The following is a 23,145-nucleotide window of genomic DNA, read 5'->3' as shown; positions in this document are numbered from 1 at the left end:
TCATGCAGCGCCTCGCGATTGTCTACCGTCTCGGCGTCAAGGAACTGTGGAGCCTCGTGCGCGACCCGATCCTGCTCGTGCTGATCGCCTATACGTTCACCGTGTCGATCTACTCGGCCGCGACCGCGCGCCCGGACACGCTGCACATGGCGCCGATCGCGATCATCGACGAGGACGCGTCGCCGCTGTCCGCGCGGATCGCGTCGGCGTTCTTTCCGCCGCAGTTCGCGCTGCCGAAGATGGTGACGCTCGCGGAGGCGGACCGCGGGATGGACGCGGGCGACTTCACGTTCGCGCTCGACATCCCGCCGAACTTCCAGCGCGACGTGCTCGCGGGGCGGCCCGCGCAGATCCAGCTGAACGTCGACGCGACGCGGATGAGCCAGGCGTTCACGGGCAACGGCTACGTGCAGCAGATCGTGAGCGGCGAGATCGACGACTTCGTGCGGCGCTACCGGACGAACGCGACGCCGCCCGTCGACATCGCGATGCACATGCGCTTCAACCCGAACCTCGACCAGACGTGGTTCGGCTCGCTGATGGAAGTGATCAACAACGTGACGCTGCTGTCGATGGTGCTCACGGGCGCGGCGCTGATTCGCGAGCGCGAGCACGGGACGATCGAGCACCTGCTCGTGATGCCGGTGACGCCGGGCGAGATCATGATGGCGAAGGTGTGGTCGATGGGGCTCGTCGTCGCGTGCGCGGCGGTGTTTTCGCTGACGTTCGTCGTGCGCGGCGCGCTGCACGTGCCGATCGAGGGCTCGGTCGCGCTGTTCGTCGTGGGGATGGCGATTCACCTGTTCGCGACGACGTCGATGGGGATCTTTCTTGCGACGCTCGTGCGCAGCATGCCGCAGTTCGGGATGCTGCTGGTGCTGGTGCTGCTGCCGCTGCAATTGCTGTCGGGCAGCCTGACGCCGCGCGAGAGCATGCCGTTCGCGGTGCAGAACATCATGCTCGCCGCGCCGACGACGCACTTCGTCGAGATCGGCCAGGCGATTCTCTATCGCGGCGCGGGGATCGAGACCGTGTGGCGGCAGTTCCTGCTTCTCGCGGTGATCGGGACTGTGCTGTTTCTGCTGTCGTTGAAGCGGTTTCGGAAGACGATTGGGCAGATGGCTTAGAGAAGGATCGGCGAGGGTTGTTGGGGAATGCGGTGAAGATGCTAAGGAATGGTTGGCGGTGTTCGCTGGGGGCGCGAGGCGGTTGTGGGCTGGGTTCGGCCAGTTTCCTACACTCCACCTGCCATTGAAAATGTGACGGCTCGACAGGCAGCAACGGGTCACGTACCCCCCTCGACGACAGGCCGAGGCCAACCACGAATGAACGATTAGTGTTGCACCATCTCCAGCACTACAATGTTCCGTTGGGGTGCTGCGCGCCATCCGGGCTTCGTCCGTCGCAGCACGTGCAGGTTCCGTGCTGGAGAGATGCCATGCCGACTTACCAATACCGTTGCGAGAAGTGCGGCGAGACGTTCGAACACGTTGAACATCTCGCGGAGCATGAAACCGCTCATCCGAACTGCCCCAAGTGCGGAAGCGAACAGGTTCAACACATACCGACGCCGTTTGTCGCAAAGACGTCGAGAAAAAGCTGAACGCCGCCCACCACCATCCGTTCGCTTTTTGACGGGCGATCCTTCTCGAAGCAAGGGACGGCTGCCCGGTGGGTAAGCGGCGGCGTATGAAACTTGTGCGCCAGCTAAGCGTGACCGGCCATCAGGCGTCATTCGCCCTCACTGCCACATTGGCCTCGGCGTCAGGCCGTGTCGCCGCCTCTCGGATCGGTATCACGGTGCGCCCGCCGCAATTGCGCAGCAGGTCGCGCAACTCGTTGATGACCGGAAACACCTCGTGGTTCCAGTCCGCGCCCTGCCTGTCGTGGGCCTCCTGCTCGCGCTCGACGATCCAGCGGTCCTCCTCGAAGATGCGTTCCGTGAACCAGACCAGCAGCGGCCATGCCAGGTCCAGCACAAACGGAATGCCGGGCTTGCGGATGGAAAGCAGGCCAAACGTGCGGTTGGTGCGCTGCGCCGCATCGAGCGGTACATAGACGATCCACAGGTCCATCACCAACGTGCCGTCGCCCGAGCGGATCTGCAGGGTCTGGTACGGATAGCCGGTGCGCACCGTCATCACGTCCTTGTCGTCCTGCTCGCCGCGCTGCTTGCTGGCGCCAAACACCAGCGCCTCGCCCACTGGCTGCTTGCCTGCCATGCGCGCGAACGTGTACTTCACTTCCACCCAGTCCTCGCCGCGACTGCGGCCGAGGGAACGCGCGCGCATCTGACCCATCCGCCGCCGGTGCAGGAACTGGTGGTTCATATCCATCAGGTTCTCGTGCATGAACGAGTAGTGGCACTTGACCTCGCGGCCAAAACGGCGCGTCTTGTACGCCTTGTCCGCCGCCGAAGCCAGCGCGGGCAGCGGCCGCTCTTCGGCAAGCGCCGCATCACCGGGAAAGACAAAGATCAGACCGTGCGCCTCGCGGCACGGATAGGCACGCACGCCGTTGGGCAGGCGCGCTCGGCCAATGTATGGCACGTCGACGCAGTGGCCGCTGCAGTCATAGGTCCAGCCGTGATAGCCGCAGCGGATGGACTCGCCTTCCACCACGCCCGCGTGCAGCGGAACCTGTCGGTGTGCGCAACGGTCTTCCAGCGCGAATATCGTGCCGGACCGGGTACGCACCAGCACGATCGGATCGCCGGCAAAGTGCACCCCGAGGGCCTTGCCCCGCTTGACCTCATTCGACCACGCCAGTGGATACCAGTGATCGGGATGGATAGGCACGCGGCGCAAGTCGCGCACGGGTGCGCTGGCGACCGGATCGATGGCGCTGCTATCCAGCAAAGGGCCTGCATGCATGCGTGACGCCTCCTTGCATAACGGGAGCTTCGACCGTCGCCACAAGCAAAAGAATGAGCGAACGGGAGATCCGATGCAGTCTACGCGAATCGGGGAGGGATGAAGGTCCGTTTTCTATGGCGAATTCAATCACTCACCGGTACGGATCCGCGATGAAGTGCCGATGTGGACCGATAAGCGACCTTCGTCTCCCCGCAGATCTACGAAGAACTCGACAAATCGCCGGAACGCGCGACGCAAACCGGGCGCGCCGGCACGCTCCTGCGTGCCCGGCAACCGCGCAGCACGAGCCTTGCCGAAGCTTGCGTTTCACCTAGACTTCGTTACATAAACCACGAAAAAACAAGCCTATCGCGCAGGCGGCTCGCCGGGTAGAACGTCATCGAAATCACAGGTCCGACGCATGCGTTCAGGCGAACCCTGACAGAGGTCATCATGAGACGGATCTATTTCCTGCTGCCCGACGCGGACACGGCACGAATGATCGTCGACGAACTGTTGCTCAAGCGCATCGAATGGCGGCGCATTCACGTCGTCGCGAACGACAGGATTCCGCTGGAGAATCTGCCCGAAGCGTCGATCGCCCAAAGCAGCGATCTGCTGCCCGCGCTCGCTCGTGGAACCGCTGCCGGCGGCGTCACCGGCGCGCTCGCGGGCTTGGCCGCGATCGCGTTTCCGCCCGCCGGCCTCACGATCGCGGGCGGCGCGGTAGTCGCGTTTGCGATCGCCGGCGCGGGGTTCGGCGCGTGGGTCGGCACGATGATCGGCGTGAGTGTGCCGAATACCCGGCTGAAACACTTCGAGGACGCCGTCGAGAATGGCGAATTGCTGATGATGATCGACGTCCACCGCGACCGCGTCGAGGAAATCGAGGCGCTGATCAAGCAGCATCATCCGGATGCCCATCTGGAAGGGACCGATCCGACTATTCCCGCCTTTCCTTGATACGAAGCGGAACGCCGCGACGACGAGCCCGCGCGCATGCCGAAGCGCACCGCGCGCCGACGATGCGCCGCGCGGCATGCCCCGGACGACGGGCGCAGCCCGTCCTTCGTGACGGCGTCCGCCAGATACGGCGGTCTAGCGAGAATCGTCCTGATGTCCGGAGCGCGCGAACGTCAATCGCAGGAATCGCACGACGTGGTACCACGCGCCCGCGAAAATCGGGGCTTCGGGTCGCGTCTCGTCAATGATTGCGCAACCGCCGTCCGCCGCCGGCAGGATTCGGTACCGCGCCCCGCCTTGCGAGAATGTCTTCGGAATGCCTTCCCACGCGCGATGAACGCCGCGCTTCAATTCCTCCAGATCTTCCGGCGCGATTCCGAGTGCAGAAATCATCGTGCATGCTTCCGGAAACTGAATGTGATCCGTATCCCGGGCATCCGGTACGACGTCGATCTCGCAACCCATCGATTCGGTGAAAGCAAGTTCGTCGCGCAATCTTCTCTCGAATTCCGCGTGACTCACCCCGTAAAACGCCAGCGTGCGCTGGTCGACATGGATTCTTATTTGGCACATGTTTTTTTGAATTGTTCGTCGGCAGTATCGACAAGCAGCGCCGACTCGTTACACCCTCGTCATCGCTCGAACGCCTGCCGCTCGGGCGGCAATCGTCGATCCGGCATCGAAAGCGGCGCACTGCGCGCGCATCGCGTAGTGCGCCGCCGTCAATTGATCATTTTATTTCCGCTTGTCCCGCGACGCCATCATGATCGAATGCCCGGGAAGCTTCGCCTCGATTCTTCACGCCTTCATCTCATCCCGATGCCGAGCGTCCTCGCGAAACGCTCCGGCTTGCGCCACGACAGGCGCCAGAGGAGGCGCAAAATCCGAGGCGATGCCCGATCCGTCCAGCGCAGGCGGTCCCGCCGCCCGCGCCGTTCACCTCACTCCCCGGTCAACACGATCCGTCCGTCAACCTTCCCCGCCCGCAGCGACGCGAATATGTCGTTGATGTTCTCGAGCTTGTCGCGATGGATATGCGCGCGAACGAGCCCTTCGGCCGCGAAATCGAGCGACTCCTGCAGATCGCGTCGCGTGCCGACGATCGAGCCGCGCACCGTGATGCCGTTCAGCACCGTCGAGAAGATCGGCAGCGGAAAATCGCCGGGCGGCAGCCCGTTCAGCGCGACCGTCCCGCCGCGCCGCACCATCCCGAGCGCCTGCGCGAACGCGCCGCGCGACACGGCCGTCACCAGCACGCCGTGCACGCCGCCGATTTCCTTCTGGATCACCGCGGCGGGATCGCTCGTCGACGCGTCGACGACGAACTTCGCGCCGAGCTTGCGTGCGAGCTCGAGCTTCTCCGGCGCGACGTCGACCGCCACGACGTGCAGCCCCATCGCGTTCGCATACTGGACCGCGACGTGCCCGAGCCCGCCGATCCCCGAAATCGCGATCCATTGGCCGGGGCGCGTGTCGGTCACGCGAATGCCCTTGTAGACGGTCACGCCCGCGCACAGGATCGGCGCGATCTCGTCGAACGCGACGTTGCTCGGCAAATGGCCGACGTAGTTCGGATCGGCGACCACGTACTCCGCGTAGCTGCCGTTCACCGAATAGCCGGTGTTCTGCTGCTCGTGGCACAGCGTCTCCCAGCCGGTCTGGCAATACTCGCAATGGCCGCACGCGGTATAGAGCCACGGCACGCCGACGCGATCGCCCTCCTTCACGTGCTTGACGCCTTCGCCCACCGCCGCGACGAAGCCGACGCCCTCGTGTCCCGGAATGAACGGCAGCGTCGGCTTGACGGGCCAGTCGCCGTCGGCCGCGTGCAGATCGGTGTGGCACACGCCCGATGCCTTGATGTTCACGAGAATCTGGCCCGGTCCGGGCGTCGGCACGGGGACTTCCTCGATGCGAAGCGGTTCGCCGAATTCATGCACCACCGCCGCTTTCATGTATTGCGCCATCAGTCGCTCCTGGTTGGTTCGATGACCGATCGAGTATCGATCACGCATGGCGCCGGTCATTGACGTGCGTCAACCGCGCCCGGCGCGCCGCGCGGTCTCGTTGACGATTCGCTCCCGTTGCGGGATGTCGCCGCGCGCAGTCGCGCGCGGCGGCCCGCGATCCGGTGGGCGTGCGGCCGTTCGCCGTGCATGCGCGCGCCCGCGTCGCGCGCAGCGCTCACCGCGCACGTGCATGCGTCGCGCTCAGCCACGGACGCCGGTCGTTTCAGCGCGCGGGGCGCGGGCGCGGCGCAACCGCATTCACAACGCGCTCGACGCCAATTCGACGATGTCCGCCGTGATCTCGTCCTGCCGTGCGATCCGGTAGGCCTGCAACAGCTCGCCGAGCGTGCGCTCGACCGATTCGCGCGCGGCGATCATCGCGCGCGTGCGCGCTTCGTTCTCCGCCGCGAACGCGAGCATCGCCGCATCGCACAGCTCGACGAACACGTATGCCTGCGCGAGCTCCGCGAGCAGCGTCGCGGGCGGCAGATGCACGAGCGGCGGCTGTGCGCGCGGCTCGGTGTCGAAGCGCGTGTAGTCGAACGGCAGCAGGCGGCGCTCGATCACGTCGAGCCGCTGCGCCGCGGCCGGCATCGCGTGGACGATCGACACCGGCTGCGCGCCGCGCTCGGCGAGATGCGCGTACAGCGCGTCGGTGATCCGGTTCGCGAGGTGCACGACGTCGTCCGCGTGCGACGCCATCGGCGTGCTCCAGACGAGCGGCACGCCGCCCGCCTCGGCGAGCATCGCGCCGCGCGTGCCGACCATCATGTATTCGCGCGTCGCGGCCGCCGCATCGGGCCGCGTCGCATATTCGATCAGCTGCGCGTTGTACGCGCCGACGAAGCCCTGCTCGCTGCACAGCACGATGACGAGCCGCGCGCGCGGGGCGCCGCGTCGCGCGGCCGCGGCTTCGAGCGAAGGCGCGCCGGCCGACAGCGCATCGCCGATCGCCGCGCCGACCGTCGCCGCCGATGCGCGGATCCCCGGCAAGCGCTGCTGCGCCTCGTGCGCGCGCGCGGCGGCGACGCCCTGCATCGCGCCGATCACCGTCTGCAACTGGCGCGCGGTGTCGGTGCGCGCTTCGATCGCGGCGAGCTTGTCGCTCATCGCTTGCGCTCCGGGTCGGCTTCGGGTTTGGCTTCGGGTTTGGCTTCGGGTTTGGCTTCGGGTTTGGCTTCGGGTTTGGCTTCGGGCTTGGCTTCGGGTTTGGCTTTCGCGTCGGCGTTGGCTTTCGCGTTGGCGTCGGCTTCAGCGTCGCCTTCGGCTTCGGTTCCGGCGTCGCCATCGAGCGAGCGGTCGAGCGAACGATCGAACGAACGATCGGGCGCGCCGCCGACGTCGCCCGCCGCGTCTTCCGCGCGCATGTGTCCCGCCGCGCGATCCGCCGCATCGGCCGTGATCCGTTCGACCAGCTCGCCGACCGACTCCGCGAGCGTCGCGAGCGCCGCGTCGTCCGCGAGCCAGTCACGCGGCGGCGCGCCCGCCGGCGACAGCGCCGCGACCCGCGCGTCGAGCCACGACGGCAGCCGGTCGCGCAGCGGCGCGACGCGATCCGTCGACATCGCATCGAGCACGCCCGCCGCAAGCGCCTTCAGCAACACGACTTCGTCGAGCGTGCGCAGCGCGCGGAAGCGCGGCTGCGTGATCAACGCGCGAATCCGCTCGCCGCGCGTGATCTGCGCGCGCAGCCGCGCGTCGGTGAGCCCGCCGAAGCGCGTGAACGCCTCCAGTTCGAGGAACTGCGCGTAGTCGAGCCGCAAGCGCCCCGACGCGCTGCGCAGCGCCGGATGCTGCGCCTTGCCGCCGACGCGGCTCACGCTCAGGCCGACGTCGACCGCCGGCCGCTGGTTCGCGGCGAACAGCGCCGAGTCGAGCACGATCTGCCCGTCGGTGATCGAGATCAGGTTCGTCGGGATGTACGCGGCGAGATTGCCCGCGTCGGTTTCCGCGACCGGCAGCGCGGAAAGCGACCCGCCGCCGAGCTTCGCGGACAGCTTCGCCGCGCGTTCGAGCAGGCGCGCGTGCACGTAGAAGATGTCGCCCGGATACGCTTCGCGGCCGGGCGGCTCGCGCGTCAGGAGCGCGAGCTCGCGGTGCGTCGCCGCGTGCTTCGTCAGATCGTCGACGACGACGAGCGCGTGCTGCCCGCGATCCCGGAAATACTCGGCGATCGAAAAGCCCGCGAACGGCGCGATCCATTGCAGCCCCGGCGCCGACGCGGCCGGCGCGACAACGAAGATGCAGCGCTCGGGCGCGCCGTAGCGGCGCACCGCGTCGATCACGCGCCGCACCGCGCTCGCGCGCTGGCCGATCGCGATGTACACGCAGATCACGTTCGAATGCCGCTGGTTGACGATCGCGTCGATCGCGAGCGACGTCTTGCCCGTCGCGCGATCGCCGATGATCAGCTCGCGCTGGCCGCGCCCGATCGTGAAGAGCGCGTCGACGATCAGCACGCCGGTGTCGAGCGGCTCGCTGACGAGATCGCGGTCGATGATCGCGGGCGCGGGGCGCTCGATCGGCAGCGTGTCCGTCGTGCCGAGCGGCGCGCCGTCGTCGAGCGGACGGCCGAGCGGATCGACGACGCGTCCGAGCAGTTGCGGGCCGACCGGTACTTCGAGCACCGCGCCCGTGCGCGTGACGGCCGCCTGCGCTTCGACGCTCGCGTCCGGATCGAGCAGCACGACGCTGATCAGATCCTCGTCGAGCGTATGCGCGAAGCCCGCGACGCCGCCGTCGAAGCGCAGCACTTCGTTGAGCATCGCGTCCTGCAGCCCGGACACGAATGCGATTCCGTCCGCGACGCGCTCGACGCGTCCGACCGCCTGCGCGACGGGCGCGAGCGCCACTCGCGCGAGCGCATCGCGGCGACGCGCGAGCCAGGCTGCATCGGTTGCGTCAGTGGTCGCCGTCATCGTCGCTCAGCAATGCCGCCTCGATGGTCGCGAGATCCTGGCGCAGGCTGTTGCGCACGTTCGCGTATTTCGATTCGAGCTCGAGCCCCGCGATCAGCGCCGGATCGACGCGCACGTCCGGCTCGAGCGGTCGTCCGACGCTCGCCGTGAACGCCGCGCGGCATGCGGCCGCTTCCTGCGCGGTCAATGCGCGCGGCGCGACGAGCTGGACTTGCGCGTCGTCGGCGGCGAGCGCCGCGCGCACGTCGGCCGGCAGCTGCGCGAGCGACGCCGCGACGCCGTCGACGAAGCCCGCGACGCGCGCGCTGTCGGGCAAGCGCGCGAGCAGCTTCGCGGCGATGTCGACCGCGAGGCGCGTCGCGCGCGCGTCGAGCTCTTTCGCGCGCTGCGCGGCGTCGGCTTCCGCCTGTGCGCGCGCCGCGTCGCGCAGCGCCTGCGCATCGGCGCGCGCTTGCTCGATCAAGCGCTCGCGCTCGGCGGCCGCCTGCGCGAGTGCCGCCTTCAATGCGTCGTCGCGCGCCGCGGCGAGCGACGCGCGCTCGGCATGCACGCGCTCGTGCTCGGCGCGCGCGGCGTCGCGCTCGTGCGTCGCATCGTCGATCAGCTTGCGCGCGGCGGCCTGGCGCTTCGCGATGATGTCGCTGACCGGACGAAACAGGAAGCGCGACAGCAGCCACACGAGCACGACGACGTTGATCGCCTGCAACGCGAGCGTGGACCAGTCGATTCGCATCGCGGCCCCCTCGTCACTTGACGAACGGGTTCGCGAACAGCAGCAGCAGCGCGACGACGAGGCAGTAGATCGCCATCGTCTCGATCATCGCGAGCCCGACGAACAGCGTGCGCGACACGGTGCCGGACGCGTCCGGCTGCCGCGCGATCGCGTCCATCGCCGCGCCGACCGCGCGCCCTTCGGCGAGCGCGGGACCGATCGCGCCGAACGACACCGCGAGCGCGGCCGCCGCGATGCTGACCACTTCGATGAGATTGTTCATGAGTTCTCCTGCCCGCGCCGCGGCGCGGAAATTTCGTCACCGGACACGGCCGCGCCGATGAACACCATCGACAGCACCATGAAGATGTACGCCTGCACGGTGCCCGTCAGCAGATCGAGCGCCATCAGCGGAATCGGCACGAACAGACCGGCGAGCGACAGCACGATGCCGATCACGAATACGCCGCTCATCACGTTGCCGAACAGACGCACGATCAGCGAGAACGTGCGCGTCAGCTGCTCGACGACGTTGAGCGGAATCATCACCCACGTCGGCTCCGCGAACGTCGCGAGATAGCCGCGCAGGCCGCGCACGCGCACGCCGTAATAGAGCGTCGCGGCGAGCACGATGAGCGCGAGCGCGGCGTCGGTCTCGAGATGCGCGGTCGGCGGCTCGACGCCCGGCACGAGCGATGCGCTGTTCGCGCAGAACACGAGCGCGAAGATCGTGCCGATCAGCGCGCGGTAGCGCGCGGGCGGCGTCTGCATCGTGTCGACGATCTGCGCGTCGATCGTCGACACGAACAGCTCGAGCACGCTCTGCAGCCGCGACGGCGCGTCGACGCTCAGCCGCTTGCGCGCGAAGAGCGCGAGCGCGACGAGCACGGCCATGATCCCCCACGTCGCGAGCACGGGCTCCGAGATGCCGACGGGGCCGATCGAGAACATCGGCACGGTCGACAGCGGCGACGCGTTCATCGCCGCGCTCCCGTCAATTCGCCCGCCCAGCGGATCGCGAACGTGCGCGCGACGAACAGCCCCGCCGAGCCGGCGACGAGCGCGTCGACGCCGATGCGCGCGAGCACGACGAGCACCGCGACCGTGAGCGCGATCCGCACCAGCTGCAGCACGAGCGCCGCGCCCGCGCGGCCTTCGACGAACAGGCGGCTGTTCCAGCCGAGCGACACGAAATGGCACGCGCCCGTCGCGAGTCCGGCGGCGAGCCCGATCGCGACGGCGATGCCGTCGAGCGACGCGCGCGCGGTTTCCCAAATTTCAGTCATCGCGATCTCCGTCTTGTTGATCCTTCATCCAGCGCCATGCGAGCCAGAAGCCGAGCGCCGCGCCGAGCATCAAGAGCGGCGCGGAGAAGAACACGCGCGACGCGAACACGCGATCGAGCCAGCGGCCGAGCGCGAGCGCGGCGAGCGTCGGCGCGAGGATCGTCCAGCCGAGCACGCCGATCTGCGCGAGGCGCCTGCCGAGCGACGGCTCCGGATCGCGCACGCCGCGCGCCGCCCGCCGCGCGGCCGTGCGCGCCGCCTGCTCGACGCGGTCGGCGGCCGGGCCGTGCGCGTCGGGCCGCGCGGCCGGCTGCGCGTCGGATCGGGCCGCGCGCCGTGCGCCGGGCTCGCCGTCGCGCTTCGCGTCGGGCGCGGGCGGCTTCGTCATTCGAGCGTCTCCGGCTTGAGCGGCGCGTGCATGCCGTCCTTCGAATGCTCGGGCCGCAGATATGTGAGCAGCCGCCGCATCGTCTGCGCGTGCAGCCGCGTCTCGTCGACGCGCGCGCGGCGTTTCTCGTCGAGCTGCGTCGCGCGCACGCCGCGCACGATCGCGTCGAGTTCGGCGAGCGACTCGCCGAGCACCGCCTCGCGGCACGCGATCTCGATCCGCGCGCCGCGCGTCACGCGCAGCACGCCGCCGTCGAGCGCGGCGTAATGCGTCGCGCCGTCGGCGGTGCGCCAGCGCGCGACCGATGCGCGCAGCAGCGTGACGAAGTCGACGTGGCCGGCGCGAATGCCGAACGAACCGCTCGCGTCCTCGGCGCGCAGCGACACGATCGGCAGACCGTCGACGCACACGCGCGCCGGCGTCGCGATCGAGAGGCGCAGCTCAGCGGGCATGCGGCGCTCCGTGCGGCGGCGGCGCGGCGGAAGCGGAATCGCGCTCGGGGGCGAGAGTCGTTGCGTTCGTTGCGTTCGTTGCACCGTCCGCGTTCATGGACGACGCGTCGCCCGCGTGGCCGTTTTGCGGCGCGCCTTTCGAGGCGCTCGGTGCAGCGCCCGGCGTCTCGCCTCCCGCGCCGCCAGCCGCAGCAACCGCCGCGCCGCCCATGCCCTCGCCCGCCGCATCCTTCTCGCCCGCCGCATCCTTCTCGCCCGCCCCATTCCCGCCGCCGCCCGCCGCGCCACCGCGCGCAGCCATTGCGCCGCCGCCGCCCGCCCCGCCTGCGCCATCGCGCCGCGCATCCGCTTCGCGCGCCGCCTCTTCGTTGCGCCGCGCGTCGCCGAGCGTGCCGACCATGTACAGCGAGCTCTCGCGCCAGTCGTCGCAGTCGCCGCGCAGGATCGCGCGGCAGCCGGCGATCGTGTCGGCGATCTCGACCGACGCGCCCGCTTGGCCCGTGAACGCCTCGGTCACCGCGAACGGCTGCGTCAGGAAGCGCTGCAGCCGGCGCGCGCGGCCGACGATCCGCCGGTCGTCCGCGCCGAGCTCGTCGATGCCGAGGAGCGCGATCACGTCCTGCAGCTCGCGGTAATGCTCGATCACGCGGCGCACCTCGATCGCGACTTCGACGTGCTCGTCGCCGACGACGAGCGGATCGAGCAGGATCGACGACGACGCGACCGGATCGATCGCCGGGTACATCCCTTCGGCCGCCATCGCGCGCGACAGCACGACCATGCTGTCGACGTGCGCGGCGATCGCGGTGACGGCCGGATCGGTGAAATCGTCTGCGGGCACGTAGACGGCCTCGATCGCCGTGACCGCCGCGCCCTCGACCGACGCGATCCGTTCCTGCAATGCGGCGACCTCGCTCGCGAGCGTCGGCTGGTAGCCGACCCGCGACGGCAGCCGCCCGAGCAGCCCCGACACCTCGGCGCCCGCCTGCACGAAGCGAAATACGTTGTCCATCAGGAGCAGCACGTTCTGCGCGCGCTCGTCGCGGAAATACTCGGCGATCGCGAGCGCGGTGAGCGGCACGCGCCAGCGCGCGCCGGGCGGCTCGTTCATCTGCCCGTAGACGAGCACCGTGCGGCCGAGCACGCCGGAGCCGCGCATGTCGAGCAGCATCTCGTGCCCTTCGCGCGAGCGCTCGCCGATGCCCGCGAACACCGAGATCCCGCGATAGCGCTCGACCATCGCGTGAATCAGCTCCATCACGAGCACCGTCTTGCCGACGCCCGCGCCGCCGAACATCGCCGCCTTGCCGCCCTGCGCGAGCGGCGCGAGCAGGTCGATCACCTTGATGCCGGTCGCGAACAGCGCGGTCGAGCTCTTCTGCTCGGACAGCGGCGGCGCGCCGCGGTGGATCGGCCGCCGCGCGACGTCGGGCGCGAGCGCCGCGCCGTCGTCGCCGGGCTCGCCCGTCACGGTCAGCAGGCGGCCGAGCACCGCGTCGCCGACCGGCACGCGGATCGGCCCGCCCGTCGCGCGCACGGAAGCGCCGCGCCTGAGCCCGCCCGTCGGGCCGAGCGCGAGCGCGCGCACCGCGGCGTCGCTCAGGTGCGCGTGCACCTCGGCGAAAATCGGCGCCGCGCCGTCGATCGGGATCACGAGCGCGTCGTTCAGCGCGGGCAGCGCGCCGCCGTCGAACGCGACGTCGACGACCGCGCCGCGCACCGCGACGACCTGTCCGTCGCGCGCCGCTTGCGTTGCAGCCATGCCGCTCGTCGCATGCAGATCCGCCACCGTCGCTCCCGTCTGACTTGTCCGTCGATGGCTTCACCATAACGGCGCGCGCCGCATGCCGGCTGATCTCGGTCAACAAACGGGAAATCGCCAGATGAATCCGCGCTCGGAATCCGTGCGCGGCGCAATGCGCGACGATTGCGCGGCCGTTACGCGATTCGAGCGGCTTCCATTGATGCAAATCAGATTCCACAGATCTATGCGTCGCTACAGTGGCCGTGTCAGTGATCGTCGACGCATGCCGTCGAAGCGCGCGGCGGGCGACTACGCCCAACGCGCGGCTTCGCGCTCGGCCGGCCGCACCGGCTGCCTCGGTTCGTCATGTCGTCGCCCGCGTAGCGCCCGCCGAAGGAAGCCCGATGGACACACGCCATACCGCCGAACCCGGCGCGCCCGCAGCGCCGCCGCCCGCCCACCCGCCCGCGTCGTACGAGCAGGAAAGCCCGTACCGCGTATTCGATTTCGCGAAGGAAGCATCGCTCGCGAAGCTGACGTCGGGCCTGTCGCCCGCCGCGCTGCAGCTTGCGCTGTCCGACTGGCTGATTCACCTCGCGGCCGCGCCCGGCAAGCGCGCCGAGCTCGCGTCGCTCGCGATGAAGCATGCCGCGCAGCTCACCGAATACCTGTTCGAAGCGGCGACCGGGCACACGCCCGCGGCGCCCGCCCAGCCGTCGCCCGGCGACCGGCGCTTCCACGCGAGCGCGTGGCAGCTCGAGCCGTACCGCTTCTGGTGCCAGGCGTTCCTGCTCGCCGAGCAATGGTGGCGCGCGGCGACCCACGAAGTGCCCGGCGTGTCGCGCCATCACGAGGACGTCGTCGCGTTCTCCGCGCGGCAGATGCTCGACACGTTCGCGCCGGCGAACTACGTCGTGACGAATCCGGAGGTCGCGCAGCGCACCGCGCTGTCGTGCGGCACGAACCTTGCGCAGGGCGTGTGGAATTATCTGGACGACGTCCGGCGCCTGATGACGAAGCTGCCGCCCGCGGGCGTCGAGCGCTTCCAGGTCGGCAAGGACGTCGCGACGGCGCCCGGCCGCGTCGTGTTCCGCAATCATCTGATCGAGCTGCTGCAGTACGGCCCGGCGACGCCCGATGTCTACGCGGAGCCGATCCTCATCGTGCCCGCGTGGATCATGAAGTACTACATTCTCGATCTGTCGCCCCACAATTCGCTCATCCGCTATCTGGTCGGCGAGGGGCACACGGTGTTCTGCATCTCGTGGCGCAACGTCGACGCGAGCGACCGCGATCTGAGCCTCGACGACTACCGCCGGCTCGGCGTGATGGACGCGCTCGACACGATCGGCAAGATCGTGCCCGGCGCGAAGATCCATGCGACCGGCTACTGTCTCGGCGGCACGCTGCTGTCGATCGCGGCCGCGGCGATGGCGAACGCGGGCGACGAGCGCTTCGCGTCGATCACGCTGCTCGCCGCGCAAACGGACTTCACCGAGCCGGGCGAGCTGCAGCTCTTCATCGACGAAAGCGAGATCTACTTCCTCGAAAGCATGATGTGGGAGCGCGGGTTTCTCGGCGCGCACCAGATGGCGGGATCGTTCCAGCTGCTGATGTCGAACGACCTGATCTGGTCGCGCATGATCCACGACTACCTGCTCGGCGAGCGCACGCCGATGATCGACCTGATGGCGTGGAACGCCGACTCGACGCGGATGCCGTACCGGATGCACTCCGAGTATCTGCGCCACTTGTTCCTCGACAACGATCTCGCGACGAACCGCTACGTGATCGACGGGCAGACGGTGTCGGTGCACAACATCCGCGCGCCGTTCTTCGTCGTCGGCACCGAGCACGACCACATCGCGCCGTGGCGCTCGGTCTACAAGATCCACTACCTGACCGACAGCGACGTGACGTTCGTGCTGACGGCGGGCGGCCACAACGCGGGCATCGTCAGCGAGCCCGGCCATCCGAAGCGCCGTTATCGGACGAAGCTCACGGCCGCCGACGCGCCGAGCATCTCGCCCGACGAATGGCTCGCCGGCGCGACCGACTGCGAAGGCTCGTGGTGGCCCGCGTGGCATGCGTGGCTCGCCGAGCATTCGAGCGCGCAGCGCGTCGCGCCGCCGCGGCTCGGCAAGCCGGGCGCGGAAACGCTCGGCGATGCGCCGGGCACCTATGTGTTTCAGAAATAAGGAGCGCCGCGTGGATCGCGAAATCCTGCAGAACCGACCGTTCGAATCGCTCGCGATCGGCGACAGCGCATCGCTCGTGCGCCTCGCGTCGCGCGACGACATCGACCTGTTCGCCGCGATGTCCGGCGACGTGAACCCCGCGCACCTCGACGCGGCGTTCGCCGCGCACGATCTGTTCGGCCACGTCGTCGTCCACGGGATGTGGACGGGCGCGCTCGTGTCCGCGGTGCTCGGCACGAAGCTGCCGGGGCCGGGCACGATCTATCTCGACCAGACGCTCGAGTTCCGGCATCCGGTCGCGCCGGGCGACACGGTCACGGCGACCGTGACCGTCAAGGAGAAGCAATCGGAGAAGCGGATCGTGCTGCTCGACACGCGCTGCACGAACCAGGACGGCCAGGTCGTGCTGCGCGGCACCGCGACCGTGATCGCGCCCGACAAGCCGATCGCGTGGGAGCGCGTGCCGGCGCCGGACGTCGCCGTGCGCCGCCACGACCGCTACGAGACGTTCGTGCGCGACGCGCGCGAGCAGCCGCCGCTGCGCACCGCGGTCGTCCATCCGTGCTCGCCGGACGCGATCCGCGCGGCGATCGACGCGCGCGACGAGAACCTGATCGATCCGATCCTGATCGGCCCCGAAGCGAAGATCCGCGCGGCGGCCGAAGCGGCCGGCGTGAATCTCGCGGGCGTGCCGATCGAAGCGGTCGAGCACAGCCATGCGGCCGCCGCGCGCGCGGTCGAGCTGGGCGGCACGGGCCAGGTCGCCGCGCTGATGAAGGGCAGCCTGCATACCGACGAGCTGCTCGCCGCGGTCGTCGGTCCGGCGTCGCTGCTGCGCACCGAGCGGCGCATCAGCCATGTCTACGCGATGGACGTGCCCGCGTATCCGAAGCCGCTCCTCATCACCGACGCGGCGATCAACATCGCGCCGACGCTCGAACAGAAGCGCGACATCTGCCAGAACGCGGTCGACCTGCTGCACGTGCTCGGCATCGATCGACCGCGCGTCGCGGTGCTCGCGGCGGTCGAGACCGTCAACTCGAAGATGCCGTCGACGCTCGACGCGGCCGCGCTCACCGTGATGGCCGCGCGCGGGCAGATCGCGGGCGCGATCGTCGACGGGCCGCTCGCGTTCGACAACGCGGTGAGCGCGATCGCCGCGCAGTTGAAGGACATCACATCGCCCGTCGCGGGCCAGGCCGACATCCTGCTCGTGCCCGACCTCGAAGCGGGCAACATGCTCGCGAAGCAGCTGATGTACTTCGCGGGCGCCGACGCCGCGGGCCTCGTGCTCGGCGCGCGGCTGCCGATCATCCTGACGAGCCGCGCGGACAGCCTGCGCGTGCGGATCGCGTCCGCCGCGCTCGCGAAGCTCGTCGCCGAGAGGACGCGCGCCCGCGCGCTCGCATCATGAGCGAGCCGCTGCTGCTGACGTTCAACGCCGGTTCGTCGACGCTGAAGATCGGCCTCTACAGCGTCGCGAACGGCGAGCCCGCGCCGCTCGGACGCGGCAAGATCGACTTCAACCGGACGCCGCTGCAGTTCGAATACTCGAACGGCGGCGACGCGCACACCGTTGCGCTCGCCGCGCCCGTCACCGACGATCTGCACGAAGTGCTCGACGAGGCGCTCGACTGGATCGCCGCGCATCTGTCGCTGCACGAGCTCGTGTCGGTCGGCCATCGCGTCGTGCACGGCGGCGACGCGTTCGACGGGCCGGTCCGCATCGACGATCGCACGCTCGACGCGATCGCCGCGCTCGTGCCGCTCGCGCCGCTGCATCAGCCGCAGAGCGTGCGCCTGATTCGCGCGCTGCGTCATCTGCGTCCGCGTCTGCCGCAGGTCGCGTCGTTCGACACCGCGTTCCACCGGACGCAGTCCGATCTCGTGCGGCGCTTCGCGCTGCCGCGCGCGCTGTTCGACGAAGGCGTCAAGCGCTACGGTTTTCATGGGCTGTCTTACCGATACGTCGCCGGGCGGCTGCGCGAGCGGCATCCGGCGCTCGCGCGCGGCAAGGTCGTCGCCGCGCACCTCGGCAGTGGCGCGAGCCTGTGCGCGCTCGACGCCGGCGTGAGCCGCGACACGAGCATGGGCTTCTCGACGCTCGACGGAATTCCGATGGCGACGCGCTGCGGCGCGCTCGACGCGGGCGTCGTGCTGCATCTTCAAAAGATGCTCGGCTATTCGGTCGATGCGGTCGAGCAGATGCTGTATCACCGCTCGGGATTGCTCGGCGTATCAGGCGTGAGCGGCGACGCGCGCGTGCTGCTCGCCGATCGCTCGGACGGCGCGCGCGACGCGCTCGATCTGTTCGCGTTCCGGATCGCCGGCGAAACCGCGCGGCTTTCGGCGACGCTCGGCGGCCTCGACGCGCTCGTGTTCACCGCGGGCATCGGCGAGCATCAGCCCGAAACGCGCGCCGCGGTGTGCGAGCGGCTGCGCTGGCTCGGCGTCGAGCTCGATGCCGATGCGAACGCGCGCAACGCGGAGATCGTCAGCCGCGACGCGAGCCGCATCGCGGTGCTCGTCGTGCCGACCGACGAGGAACAGGTGATCGCGCGGGACGCGGCGTCGGTCCTGCATGCGTGAGCGCGCGGACCGGGTGGGCGGTTCTTCGGGTTCTTCGGGTCGCCCTCCCGTCCGATGCGCATCATGCCGGAGCGGGATGCGCGGATCGTCCGCCTGATCCGCGTCGCGTGACGCGCTGCGCTGCACGTCGCGTGTCACGCGACGGTGCCGGGCGGCGTCTCGGCGATCGGACGCTTGCTTCCGGGCTTTCGAACGAGCACACGAGCAATCGCCCGGTGCAGCCGCCACGGCCACGGGCATTTCCGCGGGTCGCGCTGCATGTCGCGAATCGGCCCTCTGACGCCCATGCAAGCGATCGCGTATGCGCGGTGCCGAATCGCAAGGCGCGGTCCGGAACGAGGATGCCGAAAGGGCACCGGGCGCGCAGGCGTCAGGCCTCGACCGTCCCCGGCAATTCCCGATAGATCCGCTCGACGTCGTCCTTCGTGCACAACGCGGTGCCCGCGCTCAGCAGCGACGCCGACGCGGCGGCGAGCGCGTAACGCGACGCATCGGCGACGCTCGCGCCGCGATTGAGCGCGTCGACGAGCCCCGCGACGAAGCTGTCGCCCGCGCCGATCGCGCTGCGCACCGCGACGCGCGCGCCCGGCAGCCGCACCGCGTCGTCGCGCGATACGACGAGCGCGCCGGCGTCGCCGAGCGTCAGCGCGACGATCTGCGCGCGTCCGCTGCCGACGATCGCGCGCGCGGCCGCGAGGCGCTCGGCGTCGTCGTCGAGCGGCAGGCCGGTCAGCGCGCGCAGCTCGCCCAAGCTCGGCTTGACCAGATAGACGCCCGCATCGAGCGCCGCCGCGAGCGCCGGCCCCGACGTATCGACGACCGTCCGCGCGCCGCGCGCGTTCGCGAGCCGCGCGAGGCGGGCGTAGCAATCGTCCGGCATCCCGGGCGGCAGGCTGCCGCTCATCACCAGAAAGCGCGACGCGTCGGCGAGCCGCGCGAGCGCGTCGATGCAGCTCGGCCATTCGTCGGGCGCGAGCGTCGGCCCCGGCAGCACGAAGCGGAACTCGCGCCCCGTCGACGTTTCAAGCACCGAAAAGTTCTCTCGCGTCTCGTCGGCCACGTCGACGCCGCTCGCGCGCATTCGCTCGTCGGCGAGCAGGCCGCGCAGCGCGCGACCTGTGTCGCCGCCCGCGAGATAGAGCGCCGCGCAATCGGCGCCGAGGCGCGTCAGCACGCGCGCGACGTTGATCCCGCCGCCGCCCGGGTCGCGCCGCGCGGGTCCGCAGCGCAGCTTGCGGGTGTCGGTCACGCGGTCGACGGACGTCGCGACGTCGACTGCGGGATTCGGCGTGATGGTGACGATTTCGGTCATCGTGCAAAAAGGTTCGCAACGGAAAGGTAACGGGAAAATCGAACGCGGCGGCGGAAGTCGCGCGCCGCGTCGCACCTGTGCGGGTTGGCGTCGAACTGTCGGCTCCGGCGCGTGTCCACGGCCGTTGGCCGTTGGCCGTTGGCCGTTGGCCGTTGGCCGTTGGCCGTTGGCCGTTGGCCGTTGGCCGTTGGCCGTTGGCCGTTGGCCGTTGGCCGTTGGCCGTTGGCCGTTGGCCGTTGGCCGCTGGCCGCTGGCCGCTGGCCGCTTGCCGCTGGCCGCTTGCCGCTTGCCGCTTGCCGCTTGCCGCTTGCCGCTTGCCGCTTGCCGCTTGCCGCCGGTCAGTGTCGAGCACCGGGCGCACGACGCGCAAGCGCCGCGCGCCGCCGCCGCGCCTACGCGACGCTCAGATGATCGACGACCTCGCGCACGCCCTTGACCGACCATGCGGCGCCGCACGCCGCGCGCCGCTCGACGAGCGAATCGACGATGCCGGACAGCGTGACGACGCCGTCGCGCTCATCGACGTCGATATGCATGGCCTCGCGCTGCGCGCGCCGCGCGAGCGCATCCGCGACGCGCTCGCGCACGGTCTCGCCCGCGTCGCGCAAGTGCACGTCGATCCGGTTGACGACGCCGATCACGCCGCGCATCCGGCTCACGACCGTTTCTGCCGCCTGCCGCTGATAGCCGAAGTCGACCTCGCCCGTGAGCGTCACGCAGCCCTCGTCGACGTCGACGTGAATCTCCTGCCCCGCGAGCCCTTCCTGCCACGCGAGCGCAGACACGATCGCGGCGGCGAGCGCTTCGTCGTCGCGAGGCGATTCGCGAGGCAGCACCTTCAGCTCGAGCACGAGCGCCCGCGCGCCGGCGATGCGCTGCGCGGCCTTCTGCGCCGCGTACTTCTGCGCCCAGCTCGGCACGAAGCCGCGCAGCGTCACGATGCGGTCGTGCACCGACACGTCGATCTGCCGCGCATCCAGCGACGGATCCCAATACAGTTCCTGTTCGACATCTTGCCTGAGCACAGCATCGGATTTCATCGTCGTCTCCTCGCCAACCGGTTTCGTCAAGCGGCCGCCCGCAGCGAAAAAGCTGCGCGGCGGCGCACGCAATCCAGCATCGCGCATTGCGCGGCGCGGACCTTGACGCGCGTCAATGAAGGGAAAACGACAGAGGAATGCGCGAGCCGCGACCGGAGAGCGGCCGGCGAAACGCGGAAAATCGCAGGAAAACGCGGAGCAATGCGGAGAAATGCGGGAAACGCCGGGCGGCGCGACGATTCGCGCACGCCCCCGGCGATTTCACGCCGCGCGTCATTCCAGATAGAACGCGTCCGGCAGCAAGTCGCCCGCGTTCGTCACGCGCACGTCGCCCTTCATGTTCGTCAGCACGACTTCGAGCGTCGGCTTGCCGAGCTCGATCATCACCTGCCGGCACGCGCCGCATGGCGCGATCGGCCCGTCCGTCTCGCCGACGACCGCGATCGTCGCGAACTCGCCCGGCCGATAGCCGGCCGCGAGCGCCGAGAACAACGCGGTGCGCTCCGCGCAGTTGCACAGCCCGTACGACGCGTTCTCGACGTTGCAGCCGTGGAAGACCTTGCCGTCCTTCGTCGCGAGCGCCGCGCCGACCTTGAAGTTCGAATACGGCGCGTAGGCTTTTTCGCGCGCGGCCTTTGCGGCTTCGATCAATGCGTGGTGCGTCATGTCGTGTTACCTCGTTCGTTGATTCGATGTGGCGTGGATCCGTTCTTGTTCCGCGATGCGCGGCGTCGCACGTCGCACGTCGCACGTCGCACGTCGCACGTCGCACGTCGCACGTCGCACGTCGCGACCAGTCTGCGTTCGCGTGCGCTCTTGCGCAAACGCGCATCGCGACGCGACATGTGTGACGTTCCGACGTGTCCGATGCGCGCGCTCAGTCGATCACTGCATGGACCACGCGCGTCTCCGCCGGCTGCTCCGCGCCGATCCGATAGGCGCGCCGCACGGCGTCGGCGGCCCGCTTCGCCGCATCGGCGTCGCGCGCGTGAACGAGCGCGAGCGGCTGCCCCGCATCGACGCGCGCGCCCAGCCCGGCGAGCGCGGACAGCCCGACCGCGTAATCGAGCGCGTCGCCGATCTTCGCGCGCCCGCCGCCCAAGCCGACGACCGCAAGCCCGAGCGCGCGCGCGTCGATCCGCTCGACCCAGCCGGCATGCTCGGCGGGAACGGGCGCGACGACCGCCGCGCGCGGCAGATGCCGGTCGGGCTGCTCGATCAGATCGGCCGGCCCGCCGAGCGCCGCGACCATCCGCGCGAAGCGCTCGGCGGCCGCGCCCGATTCGAGCGACGCGCGCAATTGCCGGCGCGCGTCGTCGGCGTTCGCGGCGAGGCCGCCCATCGTCAGCATCTGCGCAGCAAGCGCGAAGCTGACCTCGTGCAGCCGAGCGGGGCGCGCCGCGCCCGTCAGATAGTCGATCGCGCAGCGCACCTCGATCGCGTTGCCCGCGCACGGCGCGAGCGCCTGGTTCATGTCGGTCAGCGTCGCGGCCGTCTTCATCCCCGCGCCGTTGCCGACGTCGACGATGCTGCGCGCAAGCTCGCCCGACTTCTCGACGGTCGGCATGAACGCGCCGGAGCCGACCTTCACGTCCATCGCGAGCGCGTCGACGCCCGCCGCGAGCTTCTTCGACAGGATCGACGCGGTGATCAGCGAGATCGACTCGACAGTCGCCGTCACGTCGCGCACCGCGTAGATCCGCTTGTCGGCGGGCGCGAGCTGCGCGGTCTGGCCGACGATCGCGACGCCGGCATCGCGCACGACGCGGCGCAGCGCGTCGACGGACGGCGCGACATCGTAGCCCGGTATCGCTTCGAGCTTGTCGAGCGTGCCGCCCGTGTGGCCGAGCCCGCGGCCCGAGATCATCGGCACATAGCCGCCGCACGCGGCGACCATCGGCCCGATCAAGAGCGATGTCAGATCGCCGACGCCGCCCGTCGAATGCTTGTCGACGACGGGGCCGTTCAGGCGCTCGCCGCGCCAGTCGAGCACGTCGCCGGAATCGCGCTGCGCGAGCGTCAGCGCAATCCGCGCGGACAGCGGCAGCTCGTTGAAATAGACGGCCATCGCGAACGCGGCGATCTGGCCTTCGGTCACGTCGCCCGACGTCACCCCGCGCACGAAACGCCCGACGTCGGCCGCGTCGAGCGGCTCGCGGTCGCGCACCTTGCGGATGAATTCCTGCGGAAGGAAAGTCATAGATTGCGTAAGTGTTTGATTTTCAAAAACACAAATACATCCCGGATAGCAATATGCCCCGCCATGTGCTCCAACGGTCAATGCGTTGCCGAGACCGAACGGCCGGGCGGAAATCTCATGAAGAGGGACGCTATCATGGACGCGCAAACGGCACACGAAATCCTGAACGACCACGAAGGCTTGATCGATCGGGATGACACGGGTCCGCGATGAAACGGATCGAGGACCCGGCTGCACGGATGCTTCACATTCGACGAACGCGCGCGATTGTCGCGCTTCACGCGCGTCGTGCACGGCATGCCAAAGCGTCTTGGCCTCCGCATCGCCGGACGGTTTGCTGACGAGATACTACGGGTTCTTGTTGACGAACGCGATCGCATCGGTACGGCTATGGAAGCGCGCGGTCGGAAAGACGCGCATTCCAGCCTCGGCCATCGCTTTCCGTCCCAGGTCTCGATCGAGTTCGCGCTTCGCGTTTT

Annotated in this window: 21 protein-coding genes and 1 pseudogene; 6 read left to right on the top strand and 16 right to left on the bottom strand. The window is 69.5% G+C overall.

What is annotated here, in order from left to right:
• The first annotated feature begins 2 nt into the window (after positions 1-2).
• Both BG90_RS22180 and BG90_RS33580 read left to right on the top strand, forming a co-directional pair.
• Positions 3-1,127, top strand: coding sequence for an ABC transporter permease (locus BG90_RS22180; RefSeq protein WP_010110424.1), 1,125 nt, complete (start codon positions 3-5; stop codon positions 1,125-1,127).
• A gap of 311 nt (positions 1,128-1,438) precedes the next feature.
• Positions 1,439-1,603, top strand: a complete 165-nt coding sequence (locus tag BG90_RS33580; protein WP_025990365.1) for an FmdB family zinc ribbon protein — start codon at positions 1,439-1,441, stop codon at positions 1,601-1,603.
• Positions 1,604-1,724: 121 nt separating this feature from the next.
• On the opposite strand, the gene BG90_RS22170 is transcribed toward BG90_RS33580, so the two are convergent.
• A complete protein-coding gene (locus tag BG90_RS22170) occupies positions 1,725-2,873 on the bottom strand; it encodes an aromatic ring-hydroxylating oxygenase subunit alpha (protein ID WP_025990366.1) in 1,149 nt (382 codons plus the stop codon).
• Positions 2,874-3,308: 435 nt separating this feature from the next.
• On the opposite strand from BG90_RS22170, the gene BG90_RS22165 reads away from it, so the two are divergent.
• On the top strand, positions 3,309-3,818 hold the full coding sequence (locus BG90_RS22165) for a hypothetical protein (protein WP_010110428.1): 510 nt from the start codon (positions 3,309-3,311) through the stop codon (positions 3,816-3,818).
• A gap of 135 nt (positions 3,819-3,953) precedes the next feature.
• Here BG90_RS22165 and BG90_RS22160 read toward each other — a convergent pair whose 3' ends face one another.
• The 11 genes and pseudogenes from BG90_RS22160 to atpD form a co-directional block, all read right to left on the bottom strand.
• Positions 3,954-4,313 carry a hypothetical protein gene (locus BG90_RS22160; RefSeq protein ID WP_010120484.1) on the bottom strand — a complete coding sequence of 120 codons (360 nt, stop codon included), beginning with the start codon at positions 4,311-4,313 and terminating at the stop codon, positions 3,954-3,956.
• A 446-nt stretch (positions 4,314-4,759) separates the two neighbouring features.
• Positions 4,760-5,785 carry an alcohol dehydrogenase AdhP gene (adhP, locus tag BG90_RS22155; RefSeq protein WP_010110430.1) on the bottom strand — a complete coding sequence of 342 codons (1,026 nt, stop codon included), beginning with the start codon at positions 5,783-5,785 and terminating at the stop codon, positions 4,760-4,762.
• Positions 5,786-6,085: 300 nt separating this feature from the next.
• The gene (locus BG90_RS22150; RefSeq protein ID WP_010120486.1) at positions 6,086-6,937 is read right to left on the bottom strand and encodes a F0F1 ATP synthase subunit gamma; all 852 of its coding nucleotides are present in this window, start codon (positions 6,935-6,937) and stop codon (positions 6,086-6,088) included.
• Complete coding sequence (locus BG90_RS22145) at positions 6,934-8,745, bottom strand: F0F1 ATP synthase subunit alpha (RefSeq protein ID WP_010120488.1); 1,812 nt, start codon at positions 8,743-8,745, stop codon at positions 6,934-6,936. Before BG90_RS22145 ends, BG90_RS22150 begins: the two co-directional genes overlap by 4 nt.
• Positions 8,729-9,478 carry a F0F1 ATP synthase subunit B family protein gene (locus BG90_RS22140; protein WP_045568395.1) on the bottom strand — a complete coding sequence of 250 codons (750 nt, stop codon included), beginning with the start codon at positions 9,476-9,478 and terminating at the stop codon, positions 8,729-8,731. The genes BG90_RS22145 and BG90_RS22140 overlap by 17 nt, the downstream gene beginning before the upstream one ends.
• A 13-nt stretch (positions 9,479-9,491) precedes the next feature.
• Positions 9,492-9,740 carry a F0F1 ATP synthase subunit C gene (locus tag BG90_RS22135; RefSeq protein WP_004187193.1) on the bottom strand — a complete coding sequence of 83 codons (249 nt, stop codon included), beginning with the start codon at positions 9,738-9,740 and terminating at the stop codon, positions 9,492-9,494.
• Complete coding sequence (locus BG90_RS22130) at positions 9,737-10,438, bottom strand: F0F1 ATP synthase subunit A (RefSeq protein WP_010120494.1); 702 nt, start codon at positions 10,436-10,438, stop codon at positions 9,737-9,739. Before BG90_RS22130 ends, BG90_RS22135 begins: the two co-directional genes overlap by 4 nt.
• Entirely contained in the window at positions 10,435-10,743 is a 309-nt protein-coding gene (locus BG90_RS22125; RefSeq protein ID WP_010110454.1) for an N-ATPase subunit AtpR, read from the bottom strand. The genes BG90_RS22130 and BG90_RS22125 overlap by 4 nt, the downstream gene beginning before the upstream one ends.
• The gene (locus BG90_RS22120) at positions 10,736-11,194 is read right to left on the bottom strand and encodes an AtpZ/AtpI family protein (RefSeq protein ID WP_045568545.1); all 459 of its coding nucleotides are present in this window, start codon (positions 11,192-11,194) and stop codon (positions 10,736-10,738) included. Before BG90_RS22120 ends, BG90_RS22125 begins: the two co-directional genes overlap by 8 nt.
• Positions 11,128-11,583, bottom strand: a complete 456-nt coding sequence (locus tag BG90_RS22115; RefSeq protein ID WP_010120505.1) for a F0F1 ATP synthase subunit epsilon — start codon at positions 11,581-11,583, stop codon at positions 11,128-11,130. The genes BG90_RS22120 and BG90_RS22115 overlap by 67 nt, the downstream gene beginning before the upstream one ends.
• A gap of 274 nt (positions 11,584-11,857) precedes the next feature.
• Positions 11,858-13,372, bottom strand: a pseudogene (gene atpD / locus BG90_RS22110) (F0F1 ATP synthase subunit beta); the annotation flags it as partial.
• A gap of 359 nt (positions 13,373-13,731) precedes the next feature.
• Between atpD and BG90_RS22105 the strand changes: the two are divergent.
• From BG90_RS22105 to BG90_RS22095, 3 genes are read left to right on the top strand one after another with little or no spacing between them, the layout of a single operon-like run.
• On the top strand, positions 13,732-15,525 hold the full coding sequence (locus BG90_RS22105) for a PHA/PHB synthase family protein (protein WP_010120518.1): 1,794 nt from the start codon (positions 13,732-13,734) through the stop codon (positions 15,523-15,525).
• A 10-nt stretch (positions 15,526-15,535) separates the two neighbouring features.
• Positions 15,536-16,939 carry a bifunctional enoyl-CoA hydratase/phosphate acetyltransferase gene (locus tag BG90_RS22100; protein ID WP_010110467.1) on the top strand — a complete coding sequence of 468 codons (1,404 nt, stop codon included), beginning with the start codon at positions 15,536-15,538 and terminating at the stop codon, positions 16,937-16,939.
• The gene (locus BG90_RS22095; protein WP_010120520.1) at positions 16,936-18,114 is read left to right on the top strand and encodes an acetate/propionate family kinase; all 1,179 of its coding nucleotides are present in this window, start codon (positions 16,936-16,938) and stop codon (positions 18,112-18,114) included. The genes BG90_RS22100 and BG90_RS22095 overlap by 4 nt, the downstream gene beginning before the upstream one ends.
• A 370-nt stretch (positions 18,115-18,484) precedes the next feature.
• Here the strand turns inward: BG90_RS22095 and BG90_RS22090 are convergent, their stop codons facing one another.
• The 4 genes from BG90_RS22090 to deoA form a co-directional block, all read right to left on the bottom strand.
• Positions 18,485-19,426 (bottom strand): 1-phosphofructokinase family hexose kinase, encoded by a 942-nt coding sequence (locus BG90_RS22090; RefSeq protein WP_010120525.1) that lies wholly within the window; start codon positions 19,424-19,426, stop codon positions 18,485-18,487.
• A gap of 392 nt (positions 19,427-19,818) precedes the next feature.
• Entirely contained in the window at positions 19,819-20,466 is a 648-nt protein-coding gene (locus tag BG90_RS22085) for a BON domain-containing protein (protein ID WP_010120526.1), read from the bottom strand.
• A gap of 273 nt (positions 20,467-20,739) precedes the next feature.
• A complete protein-coding gene (locus tag BG90_RS22080; protein WP_010110475.1) occupies positions 20,740-21,132 on the bottom strand; it encodes a cytidine deaminase in 393 nt (130 codons plus the stop codon).
• Between the two features lie 211 nt (positions 21,133-21,343).
• Complete coding sequence (gene deoA / locus BG90_RS22075; protein WP_010120528.1) at positions 21,344-22,666, bottom strand: thymidine phosphorylase; 1,323 nt, start codon at positions 22,664-22,666, stop codon at positions 21,344-21,346.
• Between the last annotated feature and the right edge of the window lie 479 nt (positions 22,667-23,145).

Origin of the sequence: Burkholderia oklahomensis C6786 (assembly GCF_000959365.1) — a bacterium.
Taxonomy (GTDB): Bacteria; Pseudomonadota; Gammaproteobacteria; order Burkholderiales; family Burkholderiaceae; genus Burkholderia; species Burkholderia oklahomensis.
This window is presented reverse-complemented; position numbering and strand designations above follow the sequence as displayed.

Bases quoted from the DNA above. Each gene is read 5' to 3' on its own strand.
- BG90_RS22180 (WP_010110424.1), top strand. From the start codon at position 3: ATGCAGCGCCTCGCGATTGTCTACCGTCTCGGCGTCAAGGAACTGTGG.
- BG90_RS33580 (WP_025990365.1), top strand. From the start codon at position 1,439: ATGCCGACTTACCAATACCGTTGCGAGAAGTGCGGCGAGACGTTCGAA.
- BG90_RS22170 (WP_025990366.1), bottom strand. From the start codon at position 2,873: ATGCATGCAGGCCCTTTGCTGGATAGCAGCGCCATCGATCCGGTCGCC.
- BG90_RS22165 (WP_010110428.1), top strand. From the start codon at position 3,309: ATGAGACGGATCTATTTCCTGCTGCCCGACGCGGACACGGCACGAATG.
- adhP (WP_010110430.1), bottom strand. From the start codon at position 5,785: ATGGCGCAATACATGAAAGCGGCGGTGGTGCATGAATTCGGCGAACCG.
- BG90_RS22150 (WP_010120486.1), bottom strand. From the start codon at position 6,937: ATGAGCGACAAGCTCGCCGCGATCGAAGCGCGCACCGACACCGCGCGC.
- BG90_RS22145 (WP_010120488.1), bottom strand. From the start codon at position 8,745: ATGACGGCGACCACTGACGCAACCGATGCAGCCTGGCTCGCGCGTCGC.
- BG90_RS22140 (WP_045568395.1), bottom strand. From the start codon at position 9,478: ATGCGAATCGACTGGTCCACGCTCGCGTTGCAGGCGATCAACGTCGTC.
- BG90_RS22135 (WP_004187193.1), bottom strand. From the start codon at position 9,740: ATGAACAATCTCATCGAAGTGGTCAGCATCGCGGCGGCCGCGCTCGCG.
- BG90_RS22130 (WP_010120494.1), bottom strand. From the start codon at position 10,438: ATGAACGCGTCGCCGCTGTCGACCGTGCCGATGTTCTCGATCGGCCCC.
- BG90_RS22125 (WP_010110454.1), bottom strand. From the start codon at position 10,743: ATGACTGAAATTTGGGAAACCGCGCGCGCGTCGCTCGACGGCATCGCC.
- BG90_RS22115 (WP_010120505.1), bottom strand. From the start codon at position 11,583: ATGCCCGCTGAGCTGCGCCTCTCGATCGCGACGCCGGCGCGCGTGTGC.
- BG90_RS22105 (WP_010120518.1), top strand. From the start codon at position 13,732: ATGGACACACGCCATACCGCCGAACCCGGCGCGCCCGCAGCGCCGCCG.
- BG90_RS22095 (WP_010120520.1), top strand. From the start codon at position 16,936: ATGAGCGAGCCGCTGCTGCTGACGTTCAACGCCGGTTCGTCGACGCTG.
- BG90_RS22090 (WP_010120525.1), bottom strand. From the start codon at position 19,426: ATGACCGAAATCGTCACCATCACGCCGAATCCCGCAGTCGACGTCGCG.
- BG90_RS22085 (WP_010120526.1), bottom strand. From the start codon at position 20,466: ATGAAATCCGATGCTGTGCTCAGGCAAGATGTCGAACAGGAACTGTAT.
- BG90_RS22080 (WP_010110475.1), bottom strand. From the start codon at position 21,132: ATGACGCACCACGCATTGATCGAAGCCGCAAAGGCCGCGCGCGAAAAA.
- deoA (WP_010120528.1), bottom strand. From the start codon at position 22,666: ATGACTTTCCTTCCGCAGGAATTCATCCGCAAGGTGCGCGACCGCGAG.